Annotated in this window: 25 protein-coding genes; 9 read left to right on the forward strand and 16 right to left on the reverse strand. The window is 42.3% G+C overall.

The window, feature by feature from the left end; all coding sequences use genetic code 11:
- Positions 1–100: 100 nt before the first annotated feature.
- The 7 genes from rpsB to ACO1NU_RS16515 all read right to left on the reverse strand — a co-directional run bounded on the left by rpsB (position 101) and on the right by ACO1NU_RS16515 (position 5,868).
- Positions 101–889 (reverse strand): 30S ribosomal protein S2, encoded by a 789-nt coding sequence (gene rpsB, locus ACO1NU_RS16485; protein ID WP_448819591.1) that lies wholly within the window; start codon positions 887–889, stop codon positions 101–103.
- Between the two features lie 18 nt (positions 890–907).
- Positions 908–1,294 carry a 30S ribosomal protein S9 gene (rpsI, locus tag ACO1NU_RS16490; protein WP_407429653.1) on the reverse strand — a complete coding sequence of 129 codons (387 nt, stop codon included), beginning with the start codon at positions 1,292–1,294 and terminating at the stop codon, positions 908–910.
- Between the two features lie 12 nt (positions 1,295–1,306).
- A complete protein-coding gene (rplM, locus tag ACO1NU_RS16495) occupies positions 1,307–1,750 on the reverse strand; it encodes a 50S ribosomal protein L13 (RefSeq protein WP_448819592.1) in 444 nt (147 codons plus the stop codon).
- Positions 1,751–1,855: 105 nt separating this feature from the next.
- On the reverse strand, positions 1,856–3,961 hold the full coding sequence (gene recG, locus ACO1NU_RS16500; protein ID WP_448819593.1) for an ATP-dependent DNA helicase RecG: 2,106 nt from the start codon (positions 3,959–3,961) through the stop codon (positions 1,856–1,858).
- A gap of 11 nt (positions 3,962–3,972) precedes the next feature.
- Positions 3,973–4,353: a RidA family protein gene (locus tag ACO1NU_RS16505; protein WP_448819594.1), complete on the reverse strand. Its 381-nt coding sequence runs from the start codon at positions 4,351–4,353 to the stop codon at positions 3,973–3,975.
- Between the two features lie 2 nt (positions 4,354–4,355).
- Positions 4,356–4,493: a DUF6728 family protein gene (locus ACO1NU_RS16510; RefSeq protein ID WP_448819595.1), complete on the reverse strand. Its 138-nt coding sequence runs from the start codon at positions 4,491–4,493 to the stop codon at positions 4,356–4,358.
- 103 nt (positions 4,494–4,596) lie between these two features.
- Positions 4,597–5,868, reverse strand: a complete 1,272-nt coding sequence (locus tag ACO1NU_RS16515) for an OmpA family protein (protein ID WP_448819596.1) — start codon at positions 5,866–5,868, stop codon at positions 4,597–4,599.
- A 639-nt stretch (positions 5,869–6,507) separates the two neighbouring features.
- Between ACO1NU_RS16515 and ACO1NU_RS16520 the strand changes: the two genes are divergently transcribed.
- Together ACO1NU_RS16520 and ACO1NU_RS16525 are read left to right on the forward strand one after the other, a co-directional pair.
- The gene (locus ACO1NU_RS16520) at positions 6,508–7,317 is read left to right on the forward strand and encodes a glycosyltransferase family 2 protein (protein ID WP_448819597.1); all 810 of its coding nucleotides are present in this window, start codon (positions 6,508–6,510) and stop codon (positions 7,315–7,317) included.
- Entirely contained in the window at positions 7,301–8,140 is an 840-nt protein-coding gene (locus ACO1NU_RS16525; protein ID WP_448819598.1) for a glycosyltransferase family 2 protein, read from the forward strand. Before ACO1NU_RS16520 ends, ACO1NU_RS16525 begins: the two co-directional genes overlap by 17 nt.
- Positions 8,141–8,188: 48 nt before the next feature.
- Here ACO1NU_RS16525 and ACO1NU_RS16530 read toward each other — a convergent pair whose 3' ends face one another.
- Entirely contained in the window at positions 8,189–9,304 is a 1,116-nt protein-coding gene (locus tag ACO1NU_RS16530; RefSeq protein WP_448819599.1) for a glycosyltransferase, read from the reverse strand.
- 123 nt (positions 9,305–9,427) lie between these two features.
- Here ACO1NU_RS16530 and ACO1NU_RS16535 point away from each other — a divergent pair, with 123 nt between their 5' ends.
- From ACO1NU_RS16535 to ACO1NU_RS16550, 4 genes are all read left to right on the forward strand, one after another.
- On the forward strand, positions 9,428–10,183 hold the full coding sequence (locus ACO1NU_RS16535; RefSeq protein ID WP_448819600.1) for a glycosyltransferase family 2 protein: 756 nt from the start codon (positions 9,428–9,430) through the stop codon (positions 10,181–10,183).
- Between the two features lie 72 nt (positions 10,184–10,255).
- On the forward strand, positions 10,256–12,076 hold the full coding sequence (locus ACO1NU_RS16540) for an ABC transporter ATP-binding protein (RefSeq protein WP_448819601.1): 1,821 nt from the start codon (positions 10,256–10,258) through the stop codon (positions 12,074–12,076).
- A 26-nt stretch (positions 12,077–12,102) separates the two neighbouring features.
- On the forward strand, positions 12,103–12,816 hold the full coding sequence (locus tag ACO1NU_RS16545; RefSeq protein WP_448819602.1) for a glycosyltransferase family 2 protein: 714 nt from the start codon (positions 12,103–12,105) through the stop codon (positions 12,814–12,816).
- Positions 12,817–12,825: 9 nt separating this feature from the next.
- Complete coding sequence (locus ACO1NU_RS16550; RefSeq protein WP_448819603.1) at positions 12,826–13,752, forward strand: nucleotide-diphospho-sugar transferase; 927 nt, start codon at positions 12,826–12,828, stop codon at positions 13,750–13,752.
- A 3-nt stretch (positions 13,753–13,755) separates the two neighbouring features.
- Here ACO1NU_RS16550 and ACO1NU_RS16555 read toward each other — a convergent pair whose 3' ends face one another.
- The 4 genes from ACO1NU_RS16555 to ACO1NU_RS16570 are packed head-to-tail and all read right to left on the reverse strand — an operon-like array spanning position 13,756 to position 17,255.
- Positions 13,756–14,556: a TIGR04325 family methyltransferase gene (locus ACO1NU_RS16555; RefSeq protein WP_448819604.1), complete on the reverse strand. Its 801-nt coding sequence runs from the start codon at positions 14,554–14,556 to the stop codon at positions 13,756–13,758.
- Positions 14,557–14,577: 21 nt separating this feature from the next.
- Complete coding sequence (locus tag ACO1NU_RS16560; protein ID WP_448819605.1) at positions 14,578–15,576, reverse strand: glycosyl transferase; 999 nt, start codon at positions 15,574–15,576, stop codon at positions 14,578–14,580.
- 8 nt (positions 15,577–15,584) lie between these two features.
- Positions 15,585–16,451 (reverse strand): hypothetical protein, encoded by an 867-nt coding sequence (locus tag ACO1NU_RS16565; RefSeq protein ID WP_448819606.1) that lies wholly within the window; start codon positions 16,449–16,451, stop codon positions 15,585–15,587.
- A gap of 24 nt (positions 16,452–16,475) precedes the next feature.
- Positions 16,476–17,255, reverse strand: a complete 780-nt coding sequence (locus tag ACO1NU_RS16570) for a DUF5672 family protein (RefSeq protein ID WP_448819607.1) — start codon at positions 17,253–17,255, stop codon at positions 16,476–16,478.
- Between the two features lie 85 nt (positions 17,256–17,340).
- Here ACO1NU_RS16570 and ACO1NU_RS16575 point away from each other — a divergent pair, with 85 nt between their 5' ends.
- Both ACO1NU_RS16575 and ACO1NU_RS16580 read left to right on the forward strand, forming a co-directional pair.
- Positions 17,341–18,354 carry a glycosyltransferase gene (locus ACO1NU_RS16575; RefSeq protein WP_448819608.1) on the forward strand — a complete coding sequence of 338 codons (1,014 nt, stop codon included), beginning with the start codon at positions 17,341–17,343 and terminating at the stop codon, positions 18,352–18,354.
- Positions 18,355–18,416: 62 nt separating this feature from the next.
- Entirely contained in the window at positions 18,417–19,337 is a 921-nt protein-coding gene (locus ACO1NU_RS16580; RefSeq protein WP_448819609.1) for a glycosyltransferase, read from the forward strand.
- Between the two features lie 12 nt (positions 19,338–19,349).
- On the opposite strand, the gene ACO1NU_RS16585 is transcribed toward ACO1NU_RS16580, so the two are convergent.
- A complete protein-coding gene (locus ACO1NU_RS16585; RefSeq protein WP_448819610.1) occupies positions 19,350–20,432 on the reverse strand; it encodes a DegT/DnrJ/EryC1/StrS family aminotransferase in 1,083 nt (360 codons plus the stop codon).
- Entirely contained in the window at positions 20,429–20,794 is a 366-nt protein-coding gene (locus ACO1NU_RS16590; protein ID WP_448819611.1) for a sugar 3,4-ketoisomerase, read from the reverse strand. Before ACO1NU_RS16590 ends, ACO1NU_RS16585 begins: the two co-directional genes overlap by 4 nt.
- Before the next feature lie 215 nt (positions 20,795–21,009).
- Here ACO1NU_RS16590 and ACO1NU_RS16595 point away from each other — a divergent pair, with 215 nt between their 5' ends.
- On the forward strand, positions 21,010–21,999 hold the full coding sequence (locus tag ACO1NU_RS16595) for a glycosyl transferase family 90 (protein WP_448819612.1): 990 nt from the start codon (positions 21,010–21,012) through the stop codon (positions 21,997–21,999).
- A 41-nt stretch (positions 22,000–22,040) separates the two neighbouring features.
- Here the strand turns inward: ACO1NU_RS16595 and ACO1NU_RS16600 are convergent, their stop codons facing one another.
- The gene (locus ACO1NU_RS16600) at positions 22,041–23,078 is read right to left on the reverse strand and encodes a glycosyltransferase family 61 protein (RefSeq protein ID WP_448819613.1); all 1,038 of its coding nucleotides are present in this window, start codon (positions 23,076–23,078) and stop codon (positions 22,041–22,043) included.
- A 16-nt stretch (positions 23,079–23,094) separates the two neighbouring features.
- A complete protein-coding gene (locus tag ACO1NU_RS16605; protein WP_448819614.1) occupies positions 23,095–24,084 on the reverse strand; it encodes a glycosyltransferase in 990 nt (329 codons plus the stop codon).
- Between the last annotated feature and the right edge of the window lie 46 nt (positions 24,085–24,130).

Consider the following 24,130-nt stretch of genomic DNA (forward strand, 5'->3'; position numbering starts at 1 on the left):
TTTTATTCTTTTTTAAATACTAAGTTAAATGAACAAAGGCCGGCTTCATAACCGAATTCCGACCTTTATATAGTTTTATTTGCTCTATACTGAGCGAAGATTACTCTCCTTTTGCTTCGTCCGCAGCTACTTCAGCCTGACCGTTGTCGATCTTTGCTTTTGCAGATGCTGCTTCTTTCTCAGCTTCGTCTTCTTTCTCACGCTTGCGCTCATCTAAACCTTCCTGGATCGCTTTGATAATGATATCAGTGATCAGGGTGATAGATTTAGTTGCATCATCATTCGCAGGAATAGGGAAGTCGATGTTAGAAGGATCAGAGTTAGTATCCACCATCGCGAAAGTCGGGATGTTTAACTTCAACGCTTCTGTTACCGCGATGTGCTCTTTCTTTACGTCGATTAAGAACAATGCTGCAGGAAGACGGTTCAGGTCAGCGATACCTCCTAAAAGGGTCTCTAACTTGATACGCTCACGCTGGATCATTAATTTCTCTTTCTTAGATAATACATCATAAGTACCATCCTTAGTCATCTTGTCGATGTTAGACATCTTCTTGATCGACTTACGTACTGTAGCGAAGTTGGTTAACATACCACCTAACCAACGTTCAGTGATATAAGGCATGTTAACTGATTTTGCCTGCTCAGCTACGATATCCTTCGCTTGTTTTTTAGTTGCTACGAAAAGCACCTTACGGCCAGATTTAACGATCTGTTTGATTGCCGATGCTGCTTCCTCAACTTTTATTAAAGTCTTGTTTAAGTCGATAATGTGGATGCCATTGCGCTCCATGAAAATGTACTGAGCCATTTTCGGATCCCATTTGCGGGTAAGGTGGCCAAAGTGTACACCTGCATCCAGTAAGTCCTGATATGTTGTTCTTGCCATTGTTTGATCCTCCTGAAATTAACGTTTACTGAATTGGAATTTTTTACGAGCTTTCTTACGTCCTGGTTTTTTACGTTCAACCATTCTGTCATCACGGGTCATAAGACCTTTTGCTCTCAATCCTGATTTAGCTTCCGGATCTAACTCAACAATAGCTTTAGCGATTGCTAAACGAACGGCTTCCGCTTGTCCTTTAACACCACCACCTGCTACGTTTACAGTGATATCGAACTTTCCGGCAGAACCAGAAACTTCTAAAGACTGATTAACGATGTATTGTAATGGTAAAGTAGGGAAGTACTCTTTGTAATCTTTGCTGTTAACGGTGATATTGCCACTGCCATCGTTTAAATAAATGCGGGCAACTGCAGTTTTTCTTCTTCCTGAAGTGTTTGTAGTCGACATTTCTTTCTCTGATTAAAGTTTGATTTCTTTTGGATTCTGTGCAGCATGAGGATGCTCTCCACCTGCGTAAACATACAGATTGCCGAATAATGCACGACCCAAACGATTCTTAGGCAACATACCACGAACCGCTTTCTCAATGATGCGATTTGGATGCTTGGCTAATAACTCCTTAGGAGAAATAAAACGCTGACCACCTGGATAACCAGTGTAACGAACATAAGTCTTGTCACTTAGTTTGTTTCCAGTCAATTTCACCTTGTCTGCATTGATAACGATTACATTATCACCGCAGTCTACGTTTGGGGTAAAAGTAGGCTTGTGCTTACCACGGATCATCATCGCGATCTTAGTAGACAAGCGCCCCAAAATCTCGCCTTGTGCGTCAACAACTACCCATTCTTTGTTAACGGTTTTTTTGTTGGCAGAGACAGTTTTGTAACTTAACGTATTCACTTGCTTGATTTTAAATTAATTAAACAATTACTATACCCTTGAAAAGGGTCTGCAAAGATAGAGTAAAATGTTTAATTATCAAAGGGTTGGTAATATTTATTCCCGCTATGAAATTTTATTCCAGTGAATGCCAGGTTGCCTCACGTTGAAATACTCCCGCAAAAGTTGATTTTCATCCTTCTCAAGTGCCGGATCTGCTTCAAATACCGCAATGACTTCGTTTCTCGCCACCTGTAAAATATGCTGATCCTGCGCCAGGTCTGCGAGCTTCAGATCCAAAACACCGCTCTGCTGCGTTCCTTCTATATTGCCGGGGCCTCGTAGCTTTAGGTCAGTTTCTGAAATCTCAAAGCCGTCATTGGTTCGCACCATCGTTTCCAGCCTGATCTTTCCATCTGCACTCAGCTTGTTCGTACTCATCAGGATGCAGTACGACTGCTCTGCCCCCCGACCAACGCGTCCCCTAAGCTGATGCAACTGCGACAAGCCGAAACGTTCGGAATTCTCAATTATCATCACACTCGCGTTGGGAACATTCACTCCTACCTCTATCACGGTGGTCGCCACCATAATTTGTGTCTCATGTTTTACAAACCGCTGCATTTCGAACTCCTTATCGGCTGCACTCATTTGACCATGCACAATACTGATCCTGAATTCAGGTAAGGGGAATGCACGCGAAATAGCCTCAATACCTGCTTCTAAATGCAGCAGATCCAGCTTCTCACTCTCTTTGATCAAAGGATAAACCACATACACCTGCCGCCCTTTGGCAATCTCCTGACGCATAAATCCAAACATCCGCAAGCGCTGATTCTCATACAGGTGAATGGTCTTAATCGGCTTTCTTCCCGCCGGTAGCTCATCAATTACCGAAACATCCAGATCCCCGTATAAAGTCATGGCCAGTGTTCTCGGAATAGGAGTAGCCGTCATGACGAGCATATGCGGTGGAATACTATTCTTCCGCCAAAGCTTCGCTCTTTGCTCAACCCCAAAACGATGCTGTTCATCAATGATCGCCAGACCGAGGTTTTGAAATTGAACGGGATCTTCAAGCAGCGCGTGTGTGCCGATCAGAATATGCAAACTGCCGTCCAACAAGGCTTCATGGATCCGCTTCCGGTCCTTCTTTTTAGTCGAGCCGGTCAGAATCTCCACCTGAATAAAAGCGGGACCTACCAACTGCTGAATCGACAGGTAATGTTGACGTGCCAGGATTTCTGTAGGTGCCATAATACAGGCCTGATAGCCATTATCCACAGCAAGCAACATCGTCATCAATGCCACTACGGTCTTGCCACTTCCTACATCCCCCTGTAGCAAACGATTCATTTGCACCCCACGCTGCGTATCCATACGGATTTCTTTCAGCACACGCTTTTGGGCATTAGTGAGATCGAAAGGCAATTTTGAAGAATAGAACTCATTAAACTTCTCGCCCACCCTTTCAAAAACGCAGCCTTTAAACTTCTCCGTTCGTAGCAGCTTATTCCTAAGCAGTTTCAGCTGTATAAAGAACAACTCCTCAAACTTAAGTCGCCTGATGGCTGCATCAAGAGCCGCCTGATCCGCGGGAAAATGTACGGCCTGCAGAGCCTCCAAGCGGGTTACCAAATGATACTTCTCCAGAATATAGCCAGGCATTGTTTCCCTGATCAATGAAGAAGATAGCTCTGTTAAATTTTCCAGAAGGCGCTGAATCCCTTTACTGTCCAGCTGATTTTGCTTGAGTTTCTCGGTAGAATTATAGACCGGCTGCAAGCTGAGATTCCCGATCTTTTTCGCAGCTGGATTATAAATCTCGACTTCAGGATGTGAAATCGATATCCTGCCGTTAAACTCAGTAGGTTTACCAAACACAATAACAGCAAGACCCGGATGCAAGGTTCGGTCGATCCACTTGAGTCCGCGAAACCAGACCAGCTCCATTATACCAGTATCGTCCTTTACCTGTATAACCAGACGTCGCGCTTGCTTTTCTCCAACAATCTCTTTGGATACAACCCGGCCAATAATTTGAATAAGGGGCAGACTTCCATTAAGCTCACGGATCTTGTAAAACCGCGTTCGGTCGATGTAACGAAATGGATAATACAGAAGAAGATCCTGAAAGCTGAAAACCGATAGCTCCTTCTTTAGCAACTCAGCTTTATGCTGACCTACACCTTTCAGATATTCAATCGGAGTAATTAAACTAATTTCTGCCACAGGGCATTCAATTAGGCTTTAGTAGCGATGATGGAGATCTCAACATTGACACCTTTTGGCAGGCCTGCAACAGCTACAGTTTCTCTAGCAGGGAAATTATCTGTGAAATAAGATCCATATATATCATTAACAAGGGGAAACAAAGACATATCGGAAAGAAAAATAGTCGTTTTAACAATATCCCCAAACTGGAAGCCAGCTTCATCCAACACCGCCGTCAGGTTCGACATTACCTGTGTTGTTTCTTCTTCAATAGAAGACAAGACGAGCTCGTTCGTAGCCGGATTTATAGCAATCTGACCGGATACATATAACATTCCGTTTGCCAGCACCGCCTGATTATATGGACCAATAGGAGCTGGCGCTTTGTCTGTATGGATAATCTGCTTCATATCTATAGAAAATACCAGTCAATAATTTTGTAGAGGATTCCCAGGACAAACAGTAGAACTGCCAGGGCATTTATAAAATGCATGACCTTCAAGTTAAAGCTTTTGGGCCGCTCGGGGTTGTCTTTCCTGAAAAAATACATATCGCGAATTTACAAAAATTATGGGCGAAATGACTGCATAAAAAAAGAGGGTCCTTGTGGGGACCCTCTTTCGATAATATGCTTATTACTATATTATCTAAGATTATTTAATCTCAACACGACGGTTCTGCATGCGACCTTCTTCAGTTGTGTTTGAAGCAACTGGACGGCTTTCACCGTAAGCCTTAACAGTTAAACGGTTCGCATCAACTCCAGAGTTTACTAAGTAAGTTTTTACTGAGTTAGCTCTGTCTCTTGATAAGCTCATGTTGTAAGAATCAGAACCTTCAGCTGAAGCGTGGCCTTCTAAAGTTAATACGCTAGAAGAGTTAGCTCTCAGGTCAGAAGAAACTTTATCTAAAGTAGGGTAAGAAGAAGTCTTCAATACTGAGCTATCAAATTCAAACTGGATTGTTCCGTACTGACCAGCAGCAGTTGAATCAGCAGTAGGAATTACTAGAGGGCAACCTGCTCCGTCAACAACTGTACCTGCAGGAGTTCCTGGGCATTTGTCGAATCTGTCAGATACTCCGTCACCGTCAGCATCAGCAGAAAGTTGGTTTACAGTGTTCTCTAAAGTGCTTACGCGAGTCTTTAAAGCTTCAACTTCCTGACGTAATGTAGGATCTTTTAATTCATCATACATTAAAGCAACAGGGTTTGACCACTGAAGGCTTGGTTTTGATTTGTTACCTAAAGTAAACTCAAGACCAGCATATCCGTAAGACCATTTGTCTTTGTTAGATGCACCGTTAGCCCAAGTTCCGTCTAAGTTATCAGCATCAAGGAAGTTCATGTCGTAACCTAAGTTGAAGGCAACAACTTCACCTAATTTGAAGTTAACACCAGCACCTACAGGGATGAACAGTTCAGTTCTGTCGTTTGCATCAGGAGAGTAACCAGTCAAACCAGCACCAGCCTGGATGAAGAATCCAACATTTTTCTGTCTGCTTAAGAAAGAAACAGTTCCAACGTTAACAACACCTTTTAAAGATACTGCGTAGTCTAAATCAGTTTCAAACTCAGGAGTTCTTCCAGCGATAGGAGTTCTTCCGTCGTTAGTGTCATAAGTTCCGCTCAATTTACCTCTGTGCGCATCTAATTTCAATGCGAAAGAAGGAGCTAATTGTTTCTTAATGAAAAGACCGTAACCGAAGTTAGCGTCCCAGTCATTGTAATCATTGGTTCCGAAAGGGATAACTGGTGCTAAAACACCGCCGTTAACACCGATTGACCATGTTCTGTACTGAGATCTTCCGCCAAACACCGTGGCAGCAGATGTTGAAGTTGTAGTAGTTTCCTGTGCAGTAGCAGCTAAAGCAGCAACTGAGAACAAGGAACCAGCAACAACTTTCTTAATTGTAGAATAATTCATGTTTCTAGTTTGTTTTAAGGTTAAACAAATTTTTAATTGTGCAATTTTAACAAAAATAAATATAAGTTCGTTACAGCGAAATAGTCAAACTCTATACCACTTTGTCCATCTAAAACATCATTCTGCGTATTTAGTTTGACACACCTGACAAAAAATCCAGACTACTAGCTTGAAATACTTGGCCCTTCTTAGCCGCGATTAAACCACAGTACACTGAAAATCAAATATATATAAAATAACCAGCGTGCTCAAAACGATATTGTAAATATTTTTTCCTTTTAGGGTAGAAATAATCGGGAGACTAATTGTAACTATGTTTTTGTAAAGAGCATGCCGTTCAGTCAGTTGAAGCAGTAGGTTTTTCCATACAGATTTCCGATCGTTACAAATAAGTTACTCAGAATTAGACTATTTGACATGTAAATACGCTAGGGAAGTGCCCTAAATACAGGTCACTTGCATCTTCAAAGTAAATTCCCGATCTTTCAACTGATCACTATTCAGGATTCAATTTTTAGCAAATAGCTTCATATATAATAAGACACACTCCCGCCATAAGAATACAAACACTTTGTAGCGTTTGCTATAAACAAACCGTATTGTTCTTACCTGTGGAAATAAACTACAAATTGCGCATACATGCCACTACCGTCTTCTTCTTTAATTATATCGACATATAATTGGCCCGAGGCTTTGGAGCTGTGCTTGCTCAGCGTTGCTGATCAGGTATTATTACCTCAGGAGGTAATAATAGCCGATGACGGGTCTGGACAGGAAACTAGGGAACTAATTGAAAGATTTCAGGAAACATTTCCTGTTCCGCTATTACATGTATGGCATAGAGATAGGGGATTCAGAAAGACAGAAATTTTAAATAAGGCTATAAAAGCGAGTTCATCTGTGTATATTGTACAAGTTGATGGCGATGTCATCCTTCATCCTTCTTTCGTTGGAGATCATCTTGAAATTGCAGAAAAGGCCTCATTTGTTAGAGGCACGAGAGCTCGTCTAACGAAAGGGAAGACAGCGGAGTTAATCCATTCCCGCAAAACAGACCTGCACTTTTTTTCGGCTGGTGTATATCACCGACTAAACGCGCTAAGAATACCTTTCTCAAAGAATCTGGGTATACGGAAAGAAATGCGCAGTAGAAGCGTGCGGGGAAGTAACCTCGCATTCTGGAAGTCAGATTTTGTACTGGTAAATGGATATAACAATGATCTTCAGGGATGGGGACACGAAGACGAAGAGCTGGCTGCTCGCTTTATTAACAACAGCATTATTAAAAAAATTGTAAAGCTCCGCGCAATACAATATCATCTGCACCATGAAGAGAGTCCGAGGAACCTCGAGTCCTTTCACACCAAAATATTAGAGAACACAGTCAAGAACAAAATCAAATCCTGCGCTAAGGGGTATAGCTGCAATTCACATGAGACAAGCAATTAAAACATCATTAATTATCTCAACCTACAACTGGGCAGAAGCTCTTAATTTATGCTTATTAAGCGTATCGAGACTGTCTGTCCTACCTGACGAGGTCATCATCGCTGATGACGGTTCAAGACGCGATACATATGACCTCATTAAACGATTTCAGCAATCATTCAAAGTTCCGCTGATACACGTTTGGCACAAAGACGAAGGCTTTCAACTGGCCAAGATCAGAAACAAGGCCATTGCAAAGGCGCAATACCCATACATCATACAGGTCGACGGAGATCTGATCCTGCACAAGCATTTCATCAAAGACCATATTGAAGTTGCAAGAAAGGGATCATTCGTAACAGGAAGTCGGGTTTTGATGGATGATCAACTTTCCTCCATTATGATGTCTACTCAAAAAACCACGGCCAATATCTTTACACCAGGGATCAGCAATCATTTCAATAGTCTTCGAATTAAATTTCTTCGGAATCTCCTCGCAGACCGCTATCATCAAAAGGATATCGACTCCATCCGTGGCTGCAACATGGCATTCTGGAAAGAAGACGTCATTCGAGTGAACGGCTATAATGAGGAATTTGAAGGATGGGGCGGCGAAGATCAGGAGCTCGCCATCAGGATGTTGAATGCCGGCGTGAAGAAACGGGTAATTAAGATGGGTGGCACCGTACTCCATATCGCCCATACTAAATATTGCAGATCAAAACATCAGGAGAACGATCACCGCATGCTGAGGACTCTGAGAGAAGAGATCACCTACTGCAGCCAGGGCATCAGTCAGTATCTCAACCATAACCGTATCCCGAATCTCGGAAATTTCACCTAAGATAGCAGATCAGATAGTCGGAGAGACGCTGCCCTTCCGGCTGTCTGCTTAATATGACCTTAGCAACGATAGTAGAAGTAAAACAATAACCAGTTTAACAATCTTCCAGCGATTGAGCCTGAAAGGACTCGGGTGAGGTTTCTTAAAGCCGAAATCAATCGCTCTGCACATCGACAGCCACCTTCCACTCTTCAGCAAAGCCCAAAAGAATCCAACTTCCTGCGCGTTCTTGTGCAATATCATCTGCCAGATCAACGCAGGAGAGAACTTTTTCGCCGCCTTTATTGAACGAATCGTATTTGTCAGAAGTTCAGCGAGCAAAACTGCTAGGAGGAGTTTTAAAGGAATCTGGAGACTAAGCCCCATAGCTAAGCACACGGGGAGAAGTAGTATCACAAGAAAAACACTTTCAATGGTGTTTGAGAAGTCGAGATGACTGAACTTCCATATATGAGGTAATTTCAAGATGGTTGCATTCCCATGCCCATATCGAAACATTCTTTTCATTTGGCTACCCCCATTATCCCACCAAGGATGGTAAACAACTGCTTTTGCAAGGCTCTTGTACAACATTCCATTTTTCTGACTGAACCGCACCAGAAGCTCTACATCCTCACCTCCGCTATTCAATTCCTCCCGAAACCGAAGGGCTCCTAATAATCTCCTGTTGAGCATCAAATTGGCAGTTGGGGCCCATGGCTGTTCATTTTTGACCTTGCTCATATGAAAGTGCGCCATCGAGCCATTCAACATGAGAGCATTTGTAACCATATTAAACGGCTCCGGAAACTGCGTGAGACCGACGAAGCCTATGACATCGGGATTGACCTGTAGCGCTTCAGAATATGTGATGAGTAAATCTGGCGATGGAACTATATCATCATCCAGGAACAACATCCAATCTCCTTTACTACTAACTATTCCTCTGTTCCGGGTGAAAGAGGAACCCCTGTTAACCTCATTTATAATCAAGTTGATCTTCCCTTCTTCTGCAAGAGAGTGAATAGCAGGAGGAATCTTTACGAAAGGATTATCGCAAACCAACAGATAATTGACTTTAAAGCCAACTGGTTGTTTCAATTTAAATATTCCGAGAAGTATTTGCTCTTCCATCCGAAAGGAAGGCACGATGACATCAATAACAGTAAGCGGCTTTTCTTGCATTAATGAATGGATTGCTGGAGGAATACATTTGCTGCAAATATACTTATTAAGACAAAAGAACCTCACCATTCACTTTGTATCGTTTTATAATCCCAACACGTATAAACCTGATATTGTATCGAAATGACTTTGAACAGAAATCCTGCTGCTACTCCCCTGATCAGTATTATCGTCGTAACCTTAAACGCAGAGTCTTGTCTGCGGAATTGTCTGCAGTCGATCATAGAACAACAGGATCAAAATATAGAACTTTTAATCTTCGATGGCTTAAGTACCGATTCAACAGTAGACATCATAAAGGAATATCAGGAGCACATTACTTATTGGGAAAGCGCAGCCGACAAAGGAATATACGACGCAATGAATAAAGCTGTTAAGATTTCCAGGGGCGATTACCTATACTTTTTAGGCGCTGATGATCAGCTTTTGCCCGGCTTTTCGCAGATGCGCGCAAAATTGGATAGTCAATTTTGTATATACTATGGGGACATGAGCTATGATGGAGAAGCAACAAGCCGAAAAAAGTATTCTGCTTATCGGCTTTCTAAGGAATCGATTTGCCATCAGGCCATTATTTATTCGAGAACCGTTTTCGAATATTACGATTACAACCTCCGATATCCTCTGGCAGCAGATTGGGTACTAAACTTCCAACTATGGTCCGACAAAAGATTTAAGTTCAAATTCTTCCCACTTGTAATAGCAAACTTTTCAATGTCAGGAGCATCTTCTTTAAAGAGAGACGAGAACTTCGTTAAAGATCATGGACTACTAATTAGGCGATACCTGGGATATGTGGTCTATGTTCGATACTGCATTAAAAAATTAAGGTCCCGGGCGCGTATAAAGAAGAACAAATGTCGCACTGAAATCAGCTAAAGAGATGCCTATCAACAGGATTAAGCTTCTGAATCCAGTCATTTTTAATATTTTTGCAGATTAACTCTTTAGATGAAGACATATTTTCGATTATTATCCTTTGCAAGACCCATTGAGAAATTTGCAATCCCCTATATACTCACCACTTTGCTCGCGGTGCTGTTCAACACACTGAACTTAGCCCTTATCGTCCCCCTACTTACCTTTCTGTTTAATACCAGCGGTAGTTCTGAAGTATATACCAAGCCGGACAGTCTTTGGAATATGATGGGAAACTTCAACTACTACTCACAGGAAATCAACCGTATCTACGGAACGTATGGTGCTTTGCAATTCATTTGCGTCATAATCGTGTCGTCGGTCCTCCTCAGTAATGTTTTTAAATACATATCGCAGCGGATCATGGAGAACCTTAGAATTCATACATTGCTGAATATCCGCAGAGCAGTATTCAATAACGTGATGGATATGCATCTCGGCTTTTTCAATAACGAGAGAAAAGGAGACATCCTGTCTAAAATCACTAATGATGTTCAGGTTGTTCAGTTTACTGTCACAGGCACGCTGCAGGTAATCTTCCGTGAGCCCTTCCAGCTTATCGCTTACCTGGTAACCTTGTTTGCAATATCCTATAAATTGACTTTTTTTTCAATACTTTTTATACCCATATCAGCTATTTTCATCGCCCGTTTGGTGAAAAGTTTGAAGAACGTCGCAAACAACTCTCAGTCATCTTTTGGTGTAATGGTCAGTAATTTAGAAGAAGCTCTGACTGGCGTAAAGATCATGAAAGCTTTTAACGCGTCCTCTTTTATCAAAGAAAAGTTCAATAGTGAAAATGAAAACTTCTCGGAAATAGGGCGACAAATTGCTAAGAAGCAGCAGCTAGCCTCACCAATATCTGAATTTCTCGGAGTACTAATGGTAGTATTCATTGTTCTTTATGGAGGCAACATGGTTCTGAGCGGAGATGTTGATTTCACTGCTCCTATGTTTATCGCCTACATCGGAATTTTCTCCCAGTTAACCCGTCCAGCCAAAGCGCTTTCTGACTCTTTTACTGGAGTTAACCTTGGTTTAGCAGCGGGAGAGCGTATTCTCGAACTGATTGATATGAAACCAGCCATTCAGGATGCACCGGACGCGGTTAAAATAGCCGAATTTAAGGAGAAGATAACCCTTGATAATGTTGTATTCAGTTATGGCGAACGGGTTATCCTAGATCACGTATCCGTAGAGATCCCGAGAGGAAAAACTGTGGCACTTGTAGGACCCTCGGGAGGTGGAAAATCGACGCTGATGGACCTTATTCCCCGCTTCATCGAGCCACAACGCGGCGCTATCTACTTTGATGGCATCGACATCAAAAAGATCAAAATGGATTCCCTGAGAGCACAGCTAGGCTTCGTAAACCAGGAATCCATCTTATTCAACGATTCTATCTTTAACAATATCGCCTTCGGAAAGCCTGACGCTACCCCTGAAGCCGTTGAGGCTGCCGCACGAATCGCAAACGCGCACGACTTCATCATGAACACCGAAAACGGCTACCAAACCAATATTGGCGACCGCGGGATCAAACTGTCAGGCGGACAGAAACAACGCATCAACATCGCTCGTGCGGTTCTGAAAAATCCACCCATTATGCTACTGGATGAAGCAACCTCTGCCTTGGATACCGAATCAGAGAAGCTAGTGCAGGAGGCTCTCAATAATCTCATGAAAAACAGAACAACGCTTGTAATCGCCCACCGGTTAAGCACGATACAGGACGCTGATTTAATCCTTGTATTAGACTCCGGGCGCTTAATTGAGAAGGGAACGCACCCGGAACTCATGGCAACTAACGGCGTCTACAGACGTTTGGTAGAGATGCAGACGTTTTCAGAATAAGCCATATCTGCTTTTGGAAATAAGCCATGGATAGCCCGAAGAAAATCAAGCAACCCCTCATCAGCGTCATAACGGTTACCTTTAATGCCGCTGAACATATTCGTCAATGTATTGAGAGTATCCAGAATCAGGCATACCCCCGCATAGAACATATTATTATTGACGGCGCCAGCACAGATGGCACTATTTCGATCTTGGAAGAGTTCGATGATCAGATCGCATATTGGGTGAGCGAGCCTGATAATGGTATTTTCCATGCTATGAATAAAGCGTTGGCCCATGCAAAAGGTGATTGGATATACTTTCTTGGAGCAGATGATACACTTTATCCTGACTTTTCCCGAATGGCAGATCTGCTCACTGATTCTGACACGATCTATTATGGACAGTGCACTTGGGGCGATATGATTCTGGGAGGAGAATACAGCCTATACAGATTAACCAAGGAATGTATATGCCACCATGGTATCCTCTATCCCCGTGCGGTATTTAACAAATATTTTTATTCAGAAAAATATCCCACAGGTGGTGATCACCTGTTGAATATCCAGTGCTGGAGTGATCCGTCCTTTAAAAAACTGTACTACCCCCATATTATCGCAAATTTTGCTAAGGACGGTATCTCTCAGAATACGCCTGACCCCTTGTTCGATCAGGACTTTCCGGGTATTATCAGAAAGTATTGCAGCCCGCTCATCTATTTGAGGTACAAATGGAAAGCACTTAGGAAAAAACAGTAAACTTCTAGTATGCAATATCAAACATCATCTGCCATATTATTCCTGATTTTCAACCGGCCGGATACCACATCGCTGGTCTTTGAAAGGATCCGTGAGGCACGCCCAACAAGGCTATATGTTGCAGCGGATGGGCCAAGAACCAATCGGGAAGGAGAACATGCGCTTTGCAATGAGACTCGGTCCATTATAAACACGATCGACTGGGACTGCGAAGTCAAAACACGTTTTCAGGATAAGAATTTAGGTTGCAAATACGCTGTATCCACTGCCATAAGCTGGTTCTTTGATCAGGAAGATGAGGGTATCATATTGGAAGATGATTGCCTCCCCGCAAGTGACTTCTTCAGGTTCTGCGACCTTCTTCTTCAAAGGTATCGGCATGATACACGCGTAACACAGATTGTCGGGTGCAACTTCCAGGCTGGTAAAAAATGGGGAGCAGCGAGTTACTACTTCTCGAACAACCTTGAAGTATGGGGATGGGCAAGCTGGAAGCGTGTATGGCAGCTATATGATGCCGAATTAAACGGATATTCAGAAACCGACGTGGAGGAAACTATTCAAACGGTTTTCAGCGAGCCAATAGTAACAGCAGAATATCTACACTTATTCAAAGAACTGAAAGCCGGCAAGATCGATACATGGGATTACCAGCTGAAGTTGATCAACTTCTTCAACAATGGGTTGAGTATAGTTCCTAACGCAAACTTGATTTCAAACATCGGATTCAGACCTGATGCTACACACACCCACACGCCTGACCTCTTTGCAGATATTCCCCACGGACAGCTTGACGAAGAAATTAACCATCCTCGATGTATTCTGCCATCACGTAAGGCTGACACCAAGGTTCTGAATTTAGAGTTCCAAATCGATAAGAGAAAGAACCTGCAGAATAAGCTGAAGAACAGAATAAAACACTGGTTGAAAGGGTAAGCCTCAGGCTTTCTTCACCAGGTAGAAGCCCTTATCATAGCCTAGAGGCTCCTGGTCGATCTCGATGATCGACTCTCCTTCGACGTAAGTACTGAACTCAGCCCGTTTGTCGTACGTATCTCTGAAATGAGCCAAGAACTCAGCTTCATTGAAGAACCAGGAGGGGTAGGAGGCTTCATACACTGATGGCCAGACCCGTTGAATCGTTAGTCTGTCACCCTCCTCATGGATAAACGCTGTACGGTCAAAAATGATGTAAGGGAAGTTCATTGAAGCCAGCTTTCCTAAAAATTCATGGGGCTTATCCAAATATTGAACCACGCCAGACAAAACAACTAAATCAACATTTTTCACTGCAGCGCAGTCTTCTATAGTATTAAAAAACCGCAGCTGTTCATCTTCAAAATAGCGCTTACCGCAATCTACATAGTGAGGTTGTTCCACTACGTTCCATGTATCACAGACACGATCATTCAGAAACTCCTTTACCTGAAAATAAGAGCTCCCCAATGATCCACCGAAGTCCAGAACATTCAACGGAGCACCTTTTTCGAGGGCGCTGTGCTGCAAAAAAGTAATCAGTGGAAATGGATACTCCTTTTTATCAAAAAGAACGGAATCCCGTTCATAAATCGCATCTCCCGATCTAATCTTTAACAATGCTGATTTTGTCTTCTCAAGAATATTGTCTTTCTCGTATCCGTCGGTAACAGCACGTGCCTCTTGCCATGAGCTATATCGACCGAACCAACCATATTGCTGCTTAGACCTATTCTGAAATTTATTCCGAAGATATTTAATCATCTTTCTTGTTTAAATCTGATGTTATTGAGATAGTAATTTACGCCTTCTGAAATAGTTCTTATAGCGTCCCGTCAACATAAAGGAAAATTTACGCCCGTACACTCTGTTAACCCAATCAAGATTAAACAGAGGCTCATGAAAAATAGCCTGGGAGGATACGGACGTGATCAAATTTTCCGCTTCTAATATCGCTTGGGCATATGGCTTATAGAGAAACTGAACGGCGTCATCCGCTATATCGTACTGATCCTCTGTAAGGTGAAAGACATTCCCTTGCGCATATTTAAACGCATGAAAATGATAAAAGATAACATCCGCTATATTATCGGAAGCAATTTCCCGCAACATGACACGTTTATCGCGTTTTAGAAAGCTATATTGCTGAACATTCCAGGGAGCGACACCTCCACCGGGATGATTCAACTCGTGCACGCCTTCAAAGCGTGTTGTCCAATCGTCGAGATACTTCTGATCTCCAAATTTCCCGTCTTCGAAGCGTTTAAAACACCATTCCAAACATGCATTTCGCCACCACGATAGAGCAGCCAATCCCCATTCATCTCGTTTAAATGTAATAAACTGTACACAATAGATTCCACTGAGATCGGATTGATCGTAGCGCGGCGTATACCGATGTTCAGTGATCAACACAGATGAAGTCCCCATCTCATCGATCAGCACCTTAGGATTACTGAAGAACAAAAGGTCTGCATCTATGTACGTGCAGCTTTCCAGGCCATACTCATGAATACAGTACCAGATTGTGGAAGACGTACAAGTCCAGCAATACTCGCCGGCAGTACGTTCTGGCTTCACTGCCAACAGCGCATCATCTTCAAACTCCTCAAGTGAAATGATTGAAGCATGTTCCAGTTTTAAATCTCTCAACGTCTGCAGACACCCTTCATCAAAGGCAAAAATATAAAGATGAAAATCGTCACAATGGCGTAAAAGGGACTGGTACATCGCGAGCCCTCTTGACAGGTAGGCTGAATTAAATAAGGTGCAGAAATTGATCATTACAAATACTATTTAGAGCTGCCATTGCTCCCCAAAAGCCGCTTTAAGGATGATGTGAATCCTGGACGTCTTAAATTCTTATTCAATATGTATTTCTGGATACTGGATTTAGCCGCTCCCTGGAAATGAAGCCCATAGAACCTCACGTATTCGCCAGTATCTGAAATTCTACCATAGGGTAGGTTATTCTTCCAGTAGATTCGCTTCCGGTTCCGGTCACATTCAAATCCATCAGCCTCGTTGATGTTGCTGTCAAAATACATGTCCTCTGATAGTTGGGATAATTCTCTCACATTATTGGATATATCATCGGTATAAAATGAAAAAGCAAACATATCGCATATACCTCCTTGCCGTTTTTCTTCCTGAAAAACACGAAAATTCCGCAGAGATCTTTCGATATATTCCGGCTTCGTGTACAACTCTGTGAGGTAATTACAAAACCTATCTAAAGAGCTTCTACTAAAAAGCGTAAAGTGCGGAGAATGACCCTGGCTGATAGTAAAATCGTATTGTTTAAAATTCTCGAAAGTCTTATCAACACCACAGAATAGCAGCGCATCAGAGTCCAGGCACAAAAAATTTTCAATATCATGGGTCTGAACAAAGTCATTGATGATAAACCATCGTTGAAAACAGAATAACTCAAAATCATAGCTATTAGACGACATATGCTTGTAGACCTTTTCAAACTCCTTTGCTCGCTCAGCATAGTCATCCATCCTGATATGGTTTACGTAAGCATGTCCACTATTCGCCTCATCTCCTAATAAAAAGATATTAGAGTCGTTGTTGAATGCATGGGTGTGCGCAAAAACATGTTTTAAGTAAGGTGCGTCACCCCTATGTACAAAAATAATTGGTATGCTGCTCATCTGTCAAAATACGTGTTGTTGACCTCAATCGATACAATACCCGTAGCCCTCTACAAATTGTTTGTAAAAGCTTAGGTTCCCTTTATAATCCTCGTCATCCCTATGCCAGCCGTGACATCCGAAAGGTAATTCTTGATTATTCATCCTGAAAAAACCTTCGGGATCCACATCAAATGCAAACCTGGCAGCTACCTCTACCTTGGGAATTCTAAAGAAAGGATTCAGTGTGTTAACATAATGGCTGTAAAACATGTCCTCATTTAAATTCCATTCTTCTACTGCGCGTTTGAAAAACCTCAGATTGCGGATGAACGATCGCGTATTTCTCAACGAAAGCCCTCCATTTCCTATTCTCGATATACCTTTCCTGCCAAAAATTTTGTAGTAACGCTTAATCTCCTTAGGATATACATCTATCCAGCTCGTTACATCAAATGGCCAGGGAGCTGCAATATAGTCATACTTAAGGCTACACCAATGTTTCAGATCATCCTTGAACACGAATGAATCTGTCTGATATATAAGCAGGTATTTGCTGTCTTCAAACCGTTCATAAAAGGATGCACTCAGCATAAGCTTGTTGTATCCATTAACGTCCAGAAAATATTTTGCCTCAAAAAGCTCAACAGAAATTTCCTTCCGGCAAAGCTTTGCGAGATCCCGTATCTGACGAAGATCCAATTGAGGTGGGCATACTACAGTAACCGGGTATCGACCCATAATAGAAAAGCATTGCTTAATCGAAACTAGCTCAACTGCATTTAGTTCTTTATAAAGGGGAATAATAATTCGAACTAGCTGCATTGTTTAATTACTCGTAATCCGTCGCCAACAAAGATAAGATTATCACACAGCTCCATGAGTCCGCTTCGACAAAAACTCGAACTAGTTGAGCTTTGTAGCGTTTCTCCACTGTAGGACGTATAACCTATTACTTAATGCTAAGTTAATCACCATCGGTAGGTTTTTACACTTAGCTCACAAATTTGTAATTCGAATGCTTTCCATCATAATATCTTCTGTAAGCAGCAACCATTTAGATCAAATAAAAAAAAACATACAAGCTACGATTGGCATTCCCCATGAAGTTATCGCTATCGACAATAGGAACGCTGAAAAAGGAATATGTCAGGTATATAATATAGGTGCCAAAAAATCGAAATTCGATCTGCTGTGCTTTATGCACGAAGACATCCACATCAAAACCTTGAATTGGGGGGAAAAAGTAATTGATCATTTTGATAAAGATGAAAGCCTAGGGCTCATAGGTGTGATCGGATCGTCTTACAAGTCTAGTGTATTTTCGGGATGGGCACCCTATGGGGTAACACCCGACACCATCGACTATGGTTCGCTAGTGCAGTCTTTTAAATATGAGAGAAAGACCTCTGCTCACTTCTACAGCAATCCCGATGCTTCGACGGTTCAGGAAGTTGCTGTATTGGACGGGGTGTGGCTTTGCTCTAGAAAAAAAGTAATTGAAAAGTATCCCTTTGATGAATACACCTTTCCTGGCTTCCATTGTTACGATTTGGATATATCTTTAAGTATCAATAAAGAATACAAAGTTGCAGTCATCTTTGATGTTTTAATCGAACATTTTTCGGAGGGCAAATTCGACAGATCTTGGGCAGAAGCGACGTTCGCTCTTCACAAAAAATGGAAAGAAAGTCTTCCATTAAACAGGAAAGGATTCAATAAGAAAGAAATGATTTACTGTGAAAAAACTTTTTTCAGAAACGCTGCTGCCGAATTGGCGAAGCTCAACTACTCATTAAAAGACATTAAAGCCGTACTTAAAAATTCGAAGTTGTTAAAAATGAGTCCTTTCGTTTACATCAAGCTCTATATAGAGGCCTTGAGAAAATATGGATTAAGACATCTACCCGAAACCTCTAAATAATATTTAAAAAGTGGGCCCATGATCTTTGACAATCTTCAGGCTCTTCAAATTCAGCACCTCTTATGATAAGTGAGCAAAAGGTTTCTGTCGTGATGCCTTGCTTTAATGGAAGCAAATTCATTGAGAAGCAAATTATAAGTATTCTCAATCAAACGCATAAAAATATTGAGCTGATTATTGTGGATGACCAATCTACTGACAACACGGTAGATATCGTCTCTAGCATCGCAGCAAACAACTCAAAAATACGTTTTTATTTAAACCCTGTTAATTTGGGTTTTAACAAAAACTTTGAGAAGGCTATGTCACTCGCTACAGGTGAGTTTATCGCATTAAGTGATCAGGATGACATTTGGCTTCCAGAAAAGATCGCAGAGTTAATAAATTCGATTGGAAACAACTGGCTGATATTTTCCAATTCTCTGCACATAGACGAATGTGATCACAAACTGAACGACTCTCTTCTTGAAAATTTCTCTCTCGAGCGACGATCCTTTAAATCAATAGGGTTGAATAACTTCGTGACTGGTCATACCATGTTATTCAGAAAAGAATTCCTGGATTTCGCTCTGCCTATTCCTACAGATGGTTATTATGACTGGTGGATGGGCTTCATTGCTTTGTATCATAAAAAGATAGCCTATTTAGATAAACATCTTACGCTTTATAGATTACACAGAAACTCTGTTATACAGCAACAGGAAAGGCAGGTGATTGATAATAAAATAACGCGCGCTTTCCTGAATCGTCATTCTACTATAACCAATCTCAGCAATTTTTTGAAGTACCGCCTTTTGGAGGATGAGGATAGAAAATTCCTGGCTAAACACTACAAGGTGTATAGCATGAAGAACAAATATCTTCTTCCACTGATACTATTTTACTACGTTCATTTCAATGACCTTTTTCCTGAGACGCGTAAGAGAAAAACTATTAGCAAAACACGATGGAGATTGGCTAGCATCTTTGCCAAAGAAAGATAGCATTTGCTGCTGCTAATAACTATTCATCACCTCAATGACTTTCTCGATCTCTTCCTCCCTGTGACAGAAAGAAATGGGCAGACTTAACGTGGTCCTATGAATTTCTTCTGAAATAGGGTAGCTCCCTTCTAGCTTACCTTTAAACGCTTTCTGCTGATGTGGAGGTATGGGATAGTGGATCTCCGTCTTAATATCGTGTTCTAATAAATAAGAACGTAATCGATCTCGCTCTGGATGCCTTATATTATATATATGGTACACATCAAAATAATCCGGCTCTACTACCGGCTTGATGAATTCGGAACTCAACCGCGCCTGATACAACGAAGCGAGCTTCCGTTTATGGCTATTGATTAAATTCAAAGCTTTAAGCTTTACAGATAAAAAACCTGCTTGAATCTCATCTAATCTGGAATTCGTTCCAATATAGTCGTTTACGTACTTTTCCCTTGAACCATAGTTCCGCAATGCTACAACTTTCTCATTCAGATCCGGATTAGCTGTGGTAATCGCGCCTGCATCTCCCAAGGCTCCCAGATTCTTGGTCGGATAAAAGCTGAAGGCTCCAAAATCCCCAAATGTGCCAGTCATTTTGCCATTGTAAGTAGCCCCATGCGATTGCGCACAGTCTTCTACAACCCTGAGGTCATGCTTCGCAGAAAGCTCCATTATGGGATCCATATTACATGACTTTCCGTAGAGATGTACAACAAGAATAGCACGTGTCCTGGGTGTAATCGCCTCTTCTATTTTAGAAGGATCGATATTATAAGTACGAATATCCGGTTCTACGAGTATCGGGACAAGGCCGTTATGATAGACTGCAAGAATCGTTGCAATATAGGTATTAGAGGGAACGATTACTTCACTCCCCAGAGGAAAATCAAAGCACCGTAATGCAAGAATCAGCGCGTCTAATCCCGATGCAAGTCCGGAACAGTAAGCAGATCCACAATACGATGCAAATTCAGACTCAAACGTTGAAACGTTCCTACCCAAAATAAACCAGCCGCTTTCCAGCGTGTCAGCAAAGCTACGTTTGTAGTCAGCCATAAACGGCTCATTCAATAATTTAAGGCTCTCGTACTCGATCATCTGTAAGGCTCGTATATATAATCTCCTGCGTCAAAAAACTCTGATGCCAATACCATCAATATGGCGTCTTCGCTGAAGCTATGCATTTGATGCCAATCTTCCGGCTCAAGCAATAAGCACTTATCAGGAGAGTCAAGTTGAAATTCTTCCTGATCCGTGCTGTCATCATTAAAAATTGTGCACTTTCCCCGGATGCAAATAGCAGCTTGTATGGTACGATGATGGCGGTGTCCGCCTCTCACCGAATCGTCCACTCCGTAAATATAAAAGATGCGCTTAATATCGAAAGGAATGATTTTCTCAATAACGGTAAGATTTCCACGTTTGTCAGTAAACGTTTTTAGATTCAGAAGCTTGGCCACAAACAGGTCGTTAATTCAAGTGAATAGATCAATATAAAGTACGATATCCGCGATAAAAGCGATACCAAAACTCAAATATAATTATCCTCGAATGAAACCTACTAAAGGAGTGCCTTTCCTTTCTATTAATGCTCCCCAGAAATCCATTTGCAGTAAAGCCTCCGGCTCCTTCGCCTCACTTGTGTACTGCTGAAACTTGCACTACCTTTGTTGCCATGGTTTTTCAGGAGCTCATTCACAAGATCAGAAGAAATAAGATATTCTATTATGCCGGGCACTATCTTAGGCAGGCCCTTCCCGCATCTTTGTTCAGAAATGCCTTACCTGGGAAAATATCTACACTAAATAAGTGTGACAGATCCTATATTACTAAACGAGTTAACTACTACAACAAACTAAGTACGTTTACTCAGCCTAAGCGCCTAGAACACTTTTTGAAAGACATTCCGTTGATCAAGACAAACAGCGCATATCGTGTTGACACCCTCGAATACAGCCGCTATTTCAATCCCAACTTCAAAGCCAGTTTTCTGTTCGGTGATGTCACCACCGTCGCAAATGTGCCATCCATCCAAAAAAGCCGACCGGTCAACGGAGACAACACCAATGCGGTCATACTGAAACTCGATAAAAAACGCCACTTCTTCTTCTTAAAAGACCGCAAAAAGTACTCTGACAAAAAAGATATGCTCATTGGCCGGGCTCACATCAGTCAGCCGCATCGAATGAGGTTCATGGAAATGTACTTCGATCATCCTCTATGCGACCTTGGCCAGGTAAACACAAACGCCGGAAACCTCCAATGGTTGAAACCCCGTATCTCGATGCTTGATCACCTGGACTACAAATTCATTCTTAGTCTCGAAGGGAACGACGTAGCCACGAACCTGAAGTGGATCATGTCGTCCAACTCTATTGCTGTAATGCCTAAACCGAAGTACGAAACTTGGTTTATGGAAGGCACCCTGATACCAGACTATCACTACATTCAGATTAAGGATGATTATTCAGACCTTACCGAAAGGTTACAGTACTTCATCGACCGCCCCGAAGAGGCGCAGGCCATCATTCACCATGCGAACGAATACATCCGGCAATTCATGAATTCAGAGCGCGAAGATCTTATCTCCTTACTGGTCCTCCAAAAGTATTTCTACTATACATCACAAACAAACCAGTACTCGCTGGCTATGCAGGAGAATTGACGATTTGTGCGGTATGCTCCCGAATTCCGTAGCGCTGCCATTTACCCGATGAGCTCTAATACTTTAGCCAATTTGGAAGTATCAATGGTCAAATTACATCCGTCTGCTTCAAGTGCTAAAGATTCGTTATCTGGTTCACCGAATAGATAGAAATAGTTATGATTCAAAGCATCTGCTAGGTGCCAGAAACACTGATTATGATATATCCGGTCTCTTCTAAACTCGAGCACGTTGCTACCTGGTTGCATGAACATCATGTTAGTCAATCCCGCACCGTGTATCGAAACAATTGCGTGGGCATGAGCGGTAATCTCTATCTGCTCCCTAATGCTCATTTCTTCATATTTGATCACTTCGTACCCAAAACTCTTTACAACCTGCTGCACCTCCTTCTCATTCAGTACTTTTCTAAAATCGGCACCCTCTCTGGAGATATATAATTTTTTCGATGTCGTGATACCCTTCAGATTCATCGCGCTCAGGATCTCTTCTGAGAGTAGTTTCATCAACCCGTCATTAGTATAGCCTGGCATACCGGCCCTTGTCACCAAAGTAAGACTTTCAACACGCAGTAGCTCTCCGTACTTGACATATTCAATGCCCTTCGGAGTCAAGTCAAGCAATCTTAATGTCTCCAGAGCAACGCACTCTATATAAGCAGAGTGCGCTGGAAGTAAAAGATAGTAGTCATTTAAGATATTTCTGACGCTATAGATCCGCGGAAGAGTGTCACAGAACCAATGGTAATGCGCGCTTCCCCATTCGTCAAATGCAAGCAAATACTTGCTATTGGAAGGTAAATTTCGTTTCTTCTTCAGCAGGACCTTCTTGAGATAATGTTTTAGGGTAAAGTGTCCCCGATAGTAGTCTGGACTAAGCAGCGACTGGGCATTTATCCGGAAGTAGCCATCGTAGGCAAAACCTTTATAGTTGACAAAACTATTCTTACATTCAACAAGGCTTATGTCGAGCGTCCTATAAGAGAACTCCTGCTTGCAAAAGTTCAGTTCACCGTCCCGATAGTTCTTCGGCAACCTCCTTTCTATTAAATATGATCCTAAAAGTAACTTACCTGACATCTTATTAAATTAATACTTACCTATCTACCCAAGGCAGGAACCTTTCTTCTCCTTCTGCACGCCGCAATACGGGCCTAATTACATTCAGCTGCTCGCCGTTTAACACCCGTTCATACATCTGCAAATATCCCCTCGCCATGGAATTTGCGAGAAAGCGGTCACATACATACTCGTAACAAGCCTTGCGATCAAACATATTTACGTTCCTTACGGCTTCCGTAAGTTCTCGGGCAGAGTTAGTCAGCACACCCACTCCATCAGTCACGATTTCCGGCAGCGATCCATAAGGCGTTCCAAACACCGGGCATCCGAAATAGAGACTCTCCACCAAAGCTAAACCGAATGGCTCATGCCAACGAACAGGAAAGATCAAGCCTTTCGAAGCTTTCAAATAGGCGTTCTTTACCTCACCGCCTACCATCCCCCTGAACCTGACATTCAGATTAGGGGTAAAACGAAAGCCCATCTTCAGGTTCAACCTGGACCCTCCCAGCACCTCCAGCCTCTCACCGGCAGCTGAGGCGACGGCTATAGCTCCCTTCACATTCTTAATCCGCCAGGCAGCCTTTCCCAGGAAGTGGAAATAGTCGCGTTTTACACGAAAATCAGGAAGGCCATATTCCGCTGCATCTATGCCGTTGTACACGTAAGCGCTGGCCTGATGCCGCTCTGCATGATTCTTCGAGATAAATACTGAGTTGACCGGAAAGACTGTGTCTGCTCCATAATTCCCATGGATAGTAGCGATATAGGGTCGTGCCGTGAAGTCCTCAACCGCATGCTGAAAGTGCACCACGTCTGTCTCCTCCGGCACCTGCTCTTCTATAGGAACAGCAGCATTCCGAATGATCACCTTTGCGAACGGGCATTCTGATCCTGCTTTCACCAGATAAGTGACCTGATGTCCTAATGCCACCAGTTCCTTACCCAACCACCAGATAATCCGTTCTGTACCACCATATAGGAAAGCCGGGATCTTCGAATCACTGACTATCAAAATATTCATGCTCAATATTTTTACTACACAAAAAAGGCGGCCTTAAAGGGCCGCC

Source organism: Arcticibacter sp. (genome assembly GCF_053551015.1).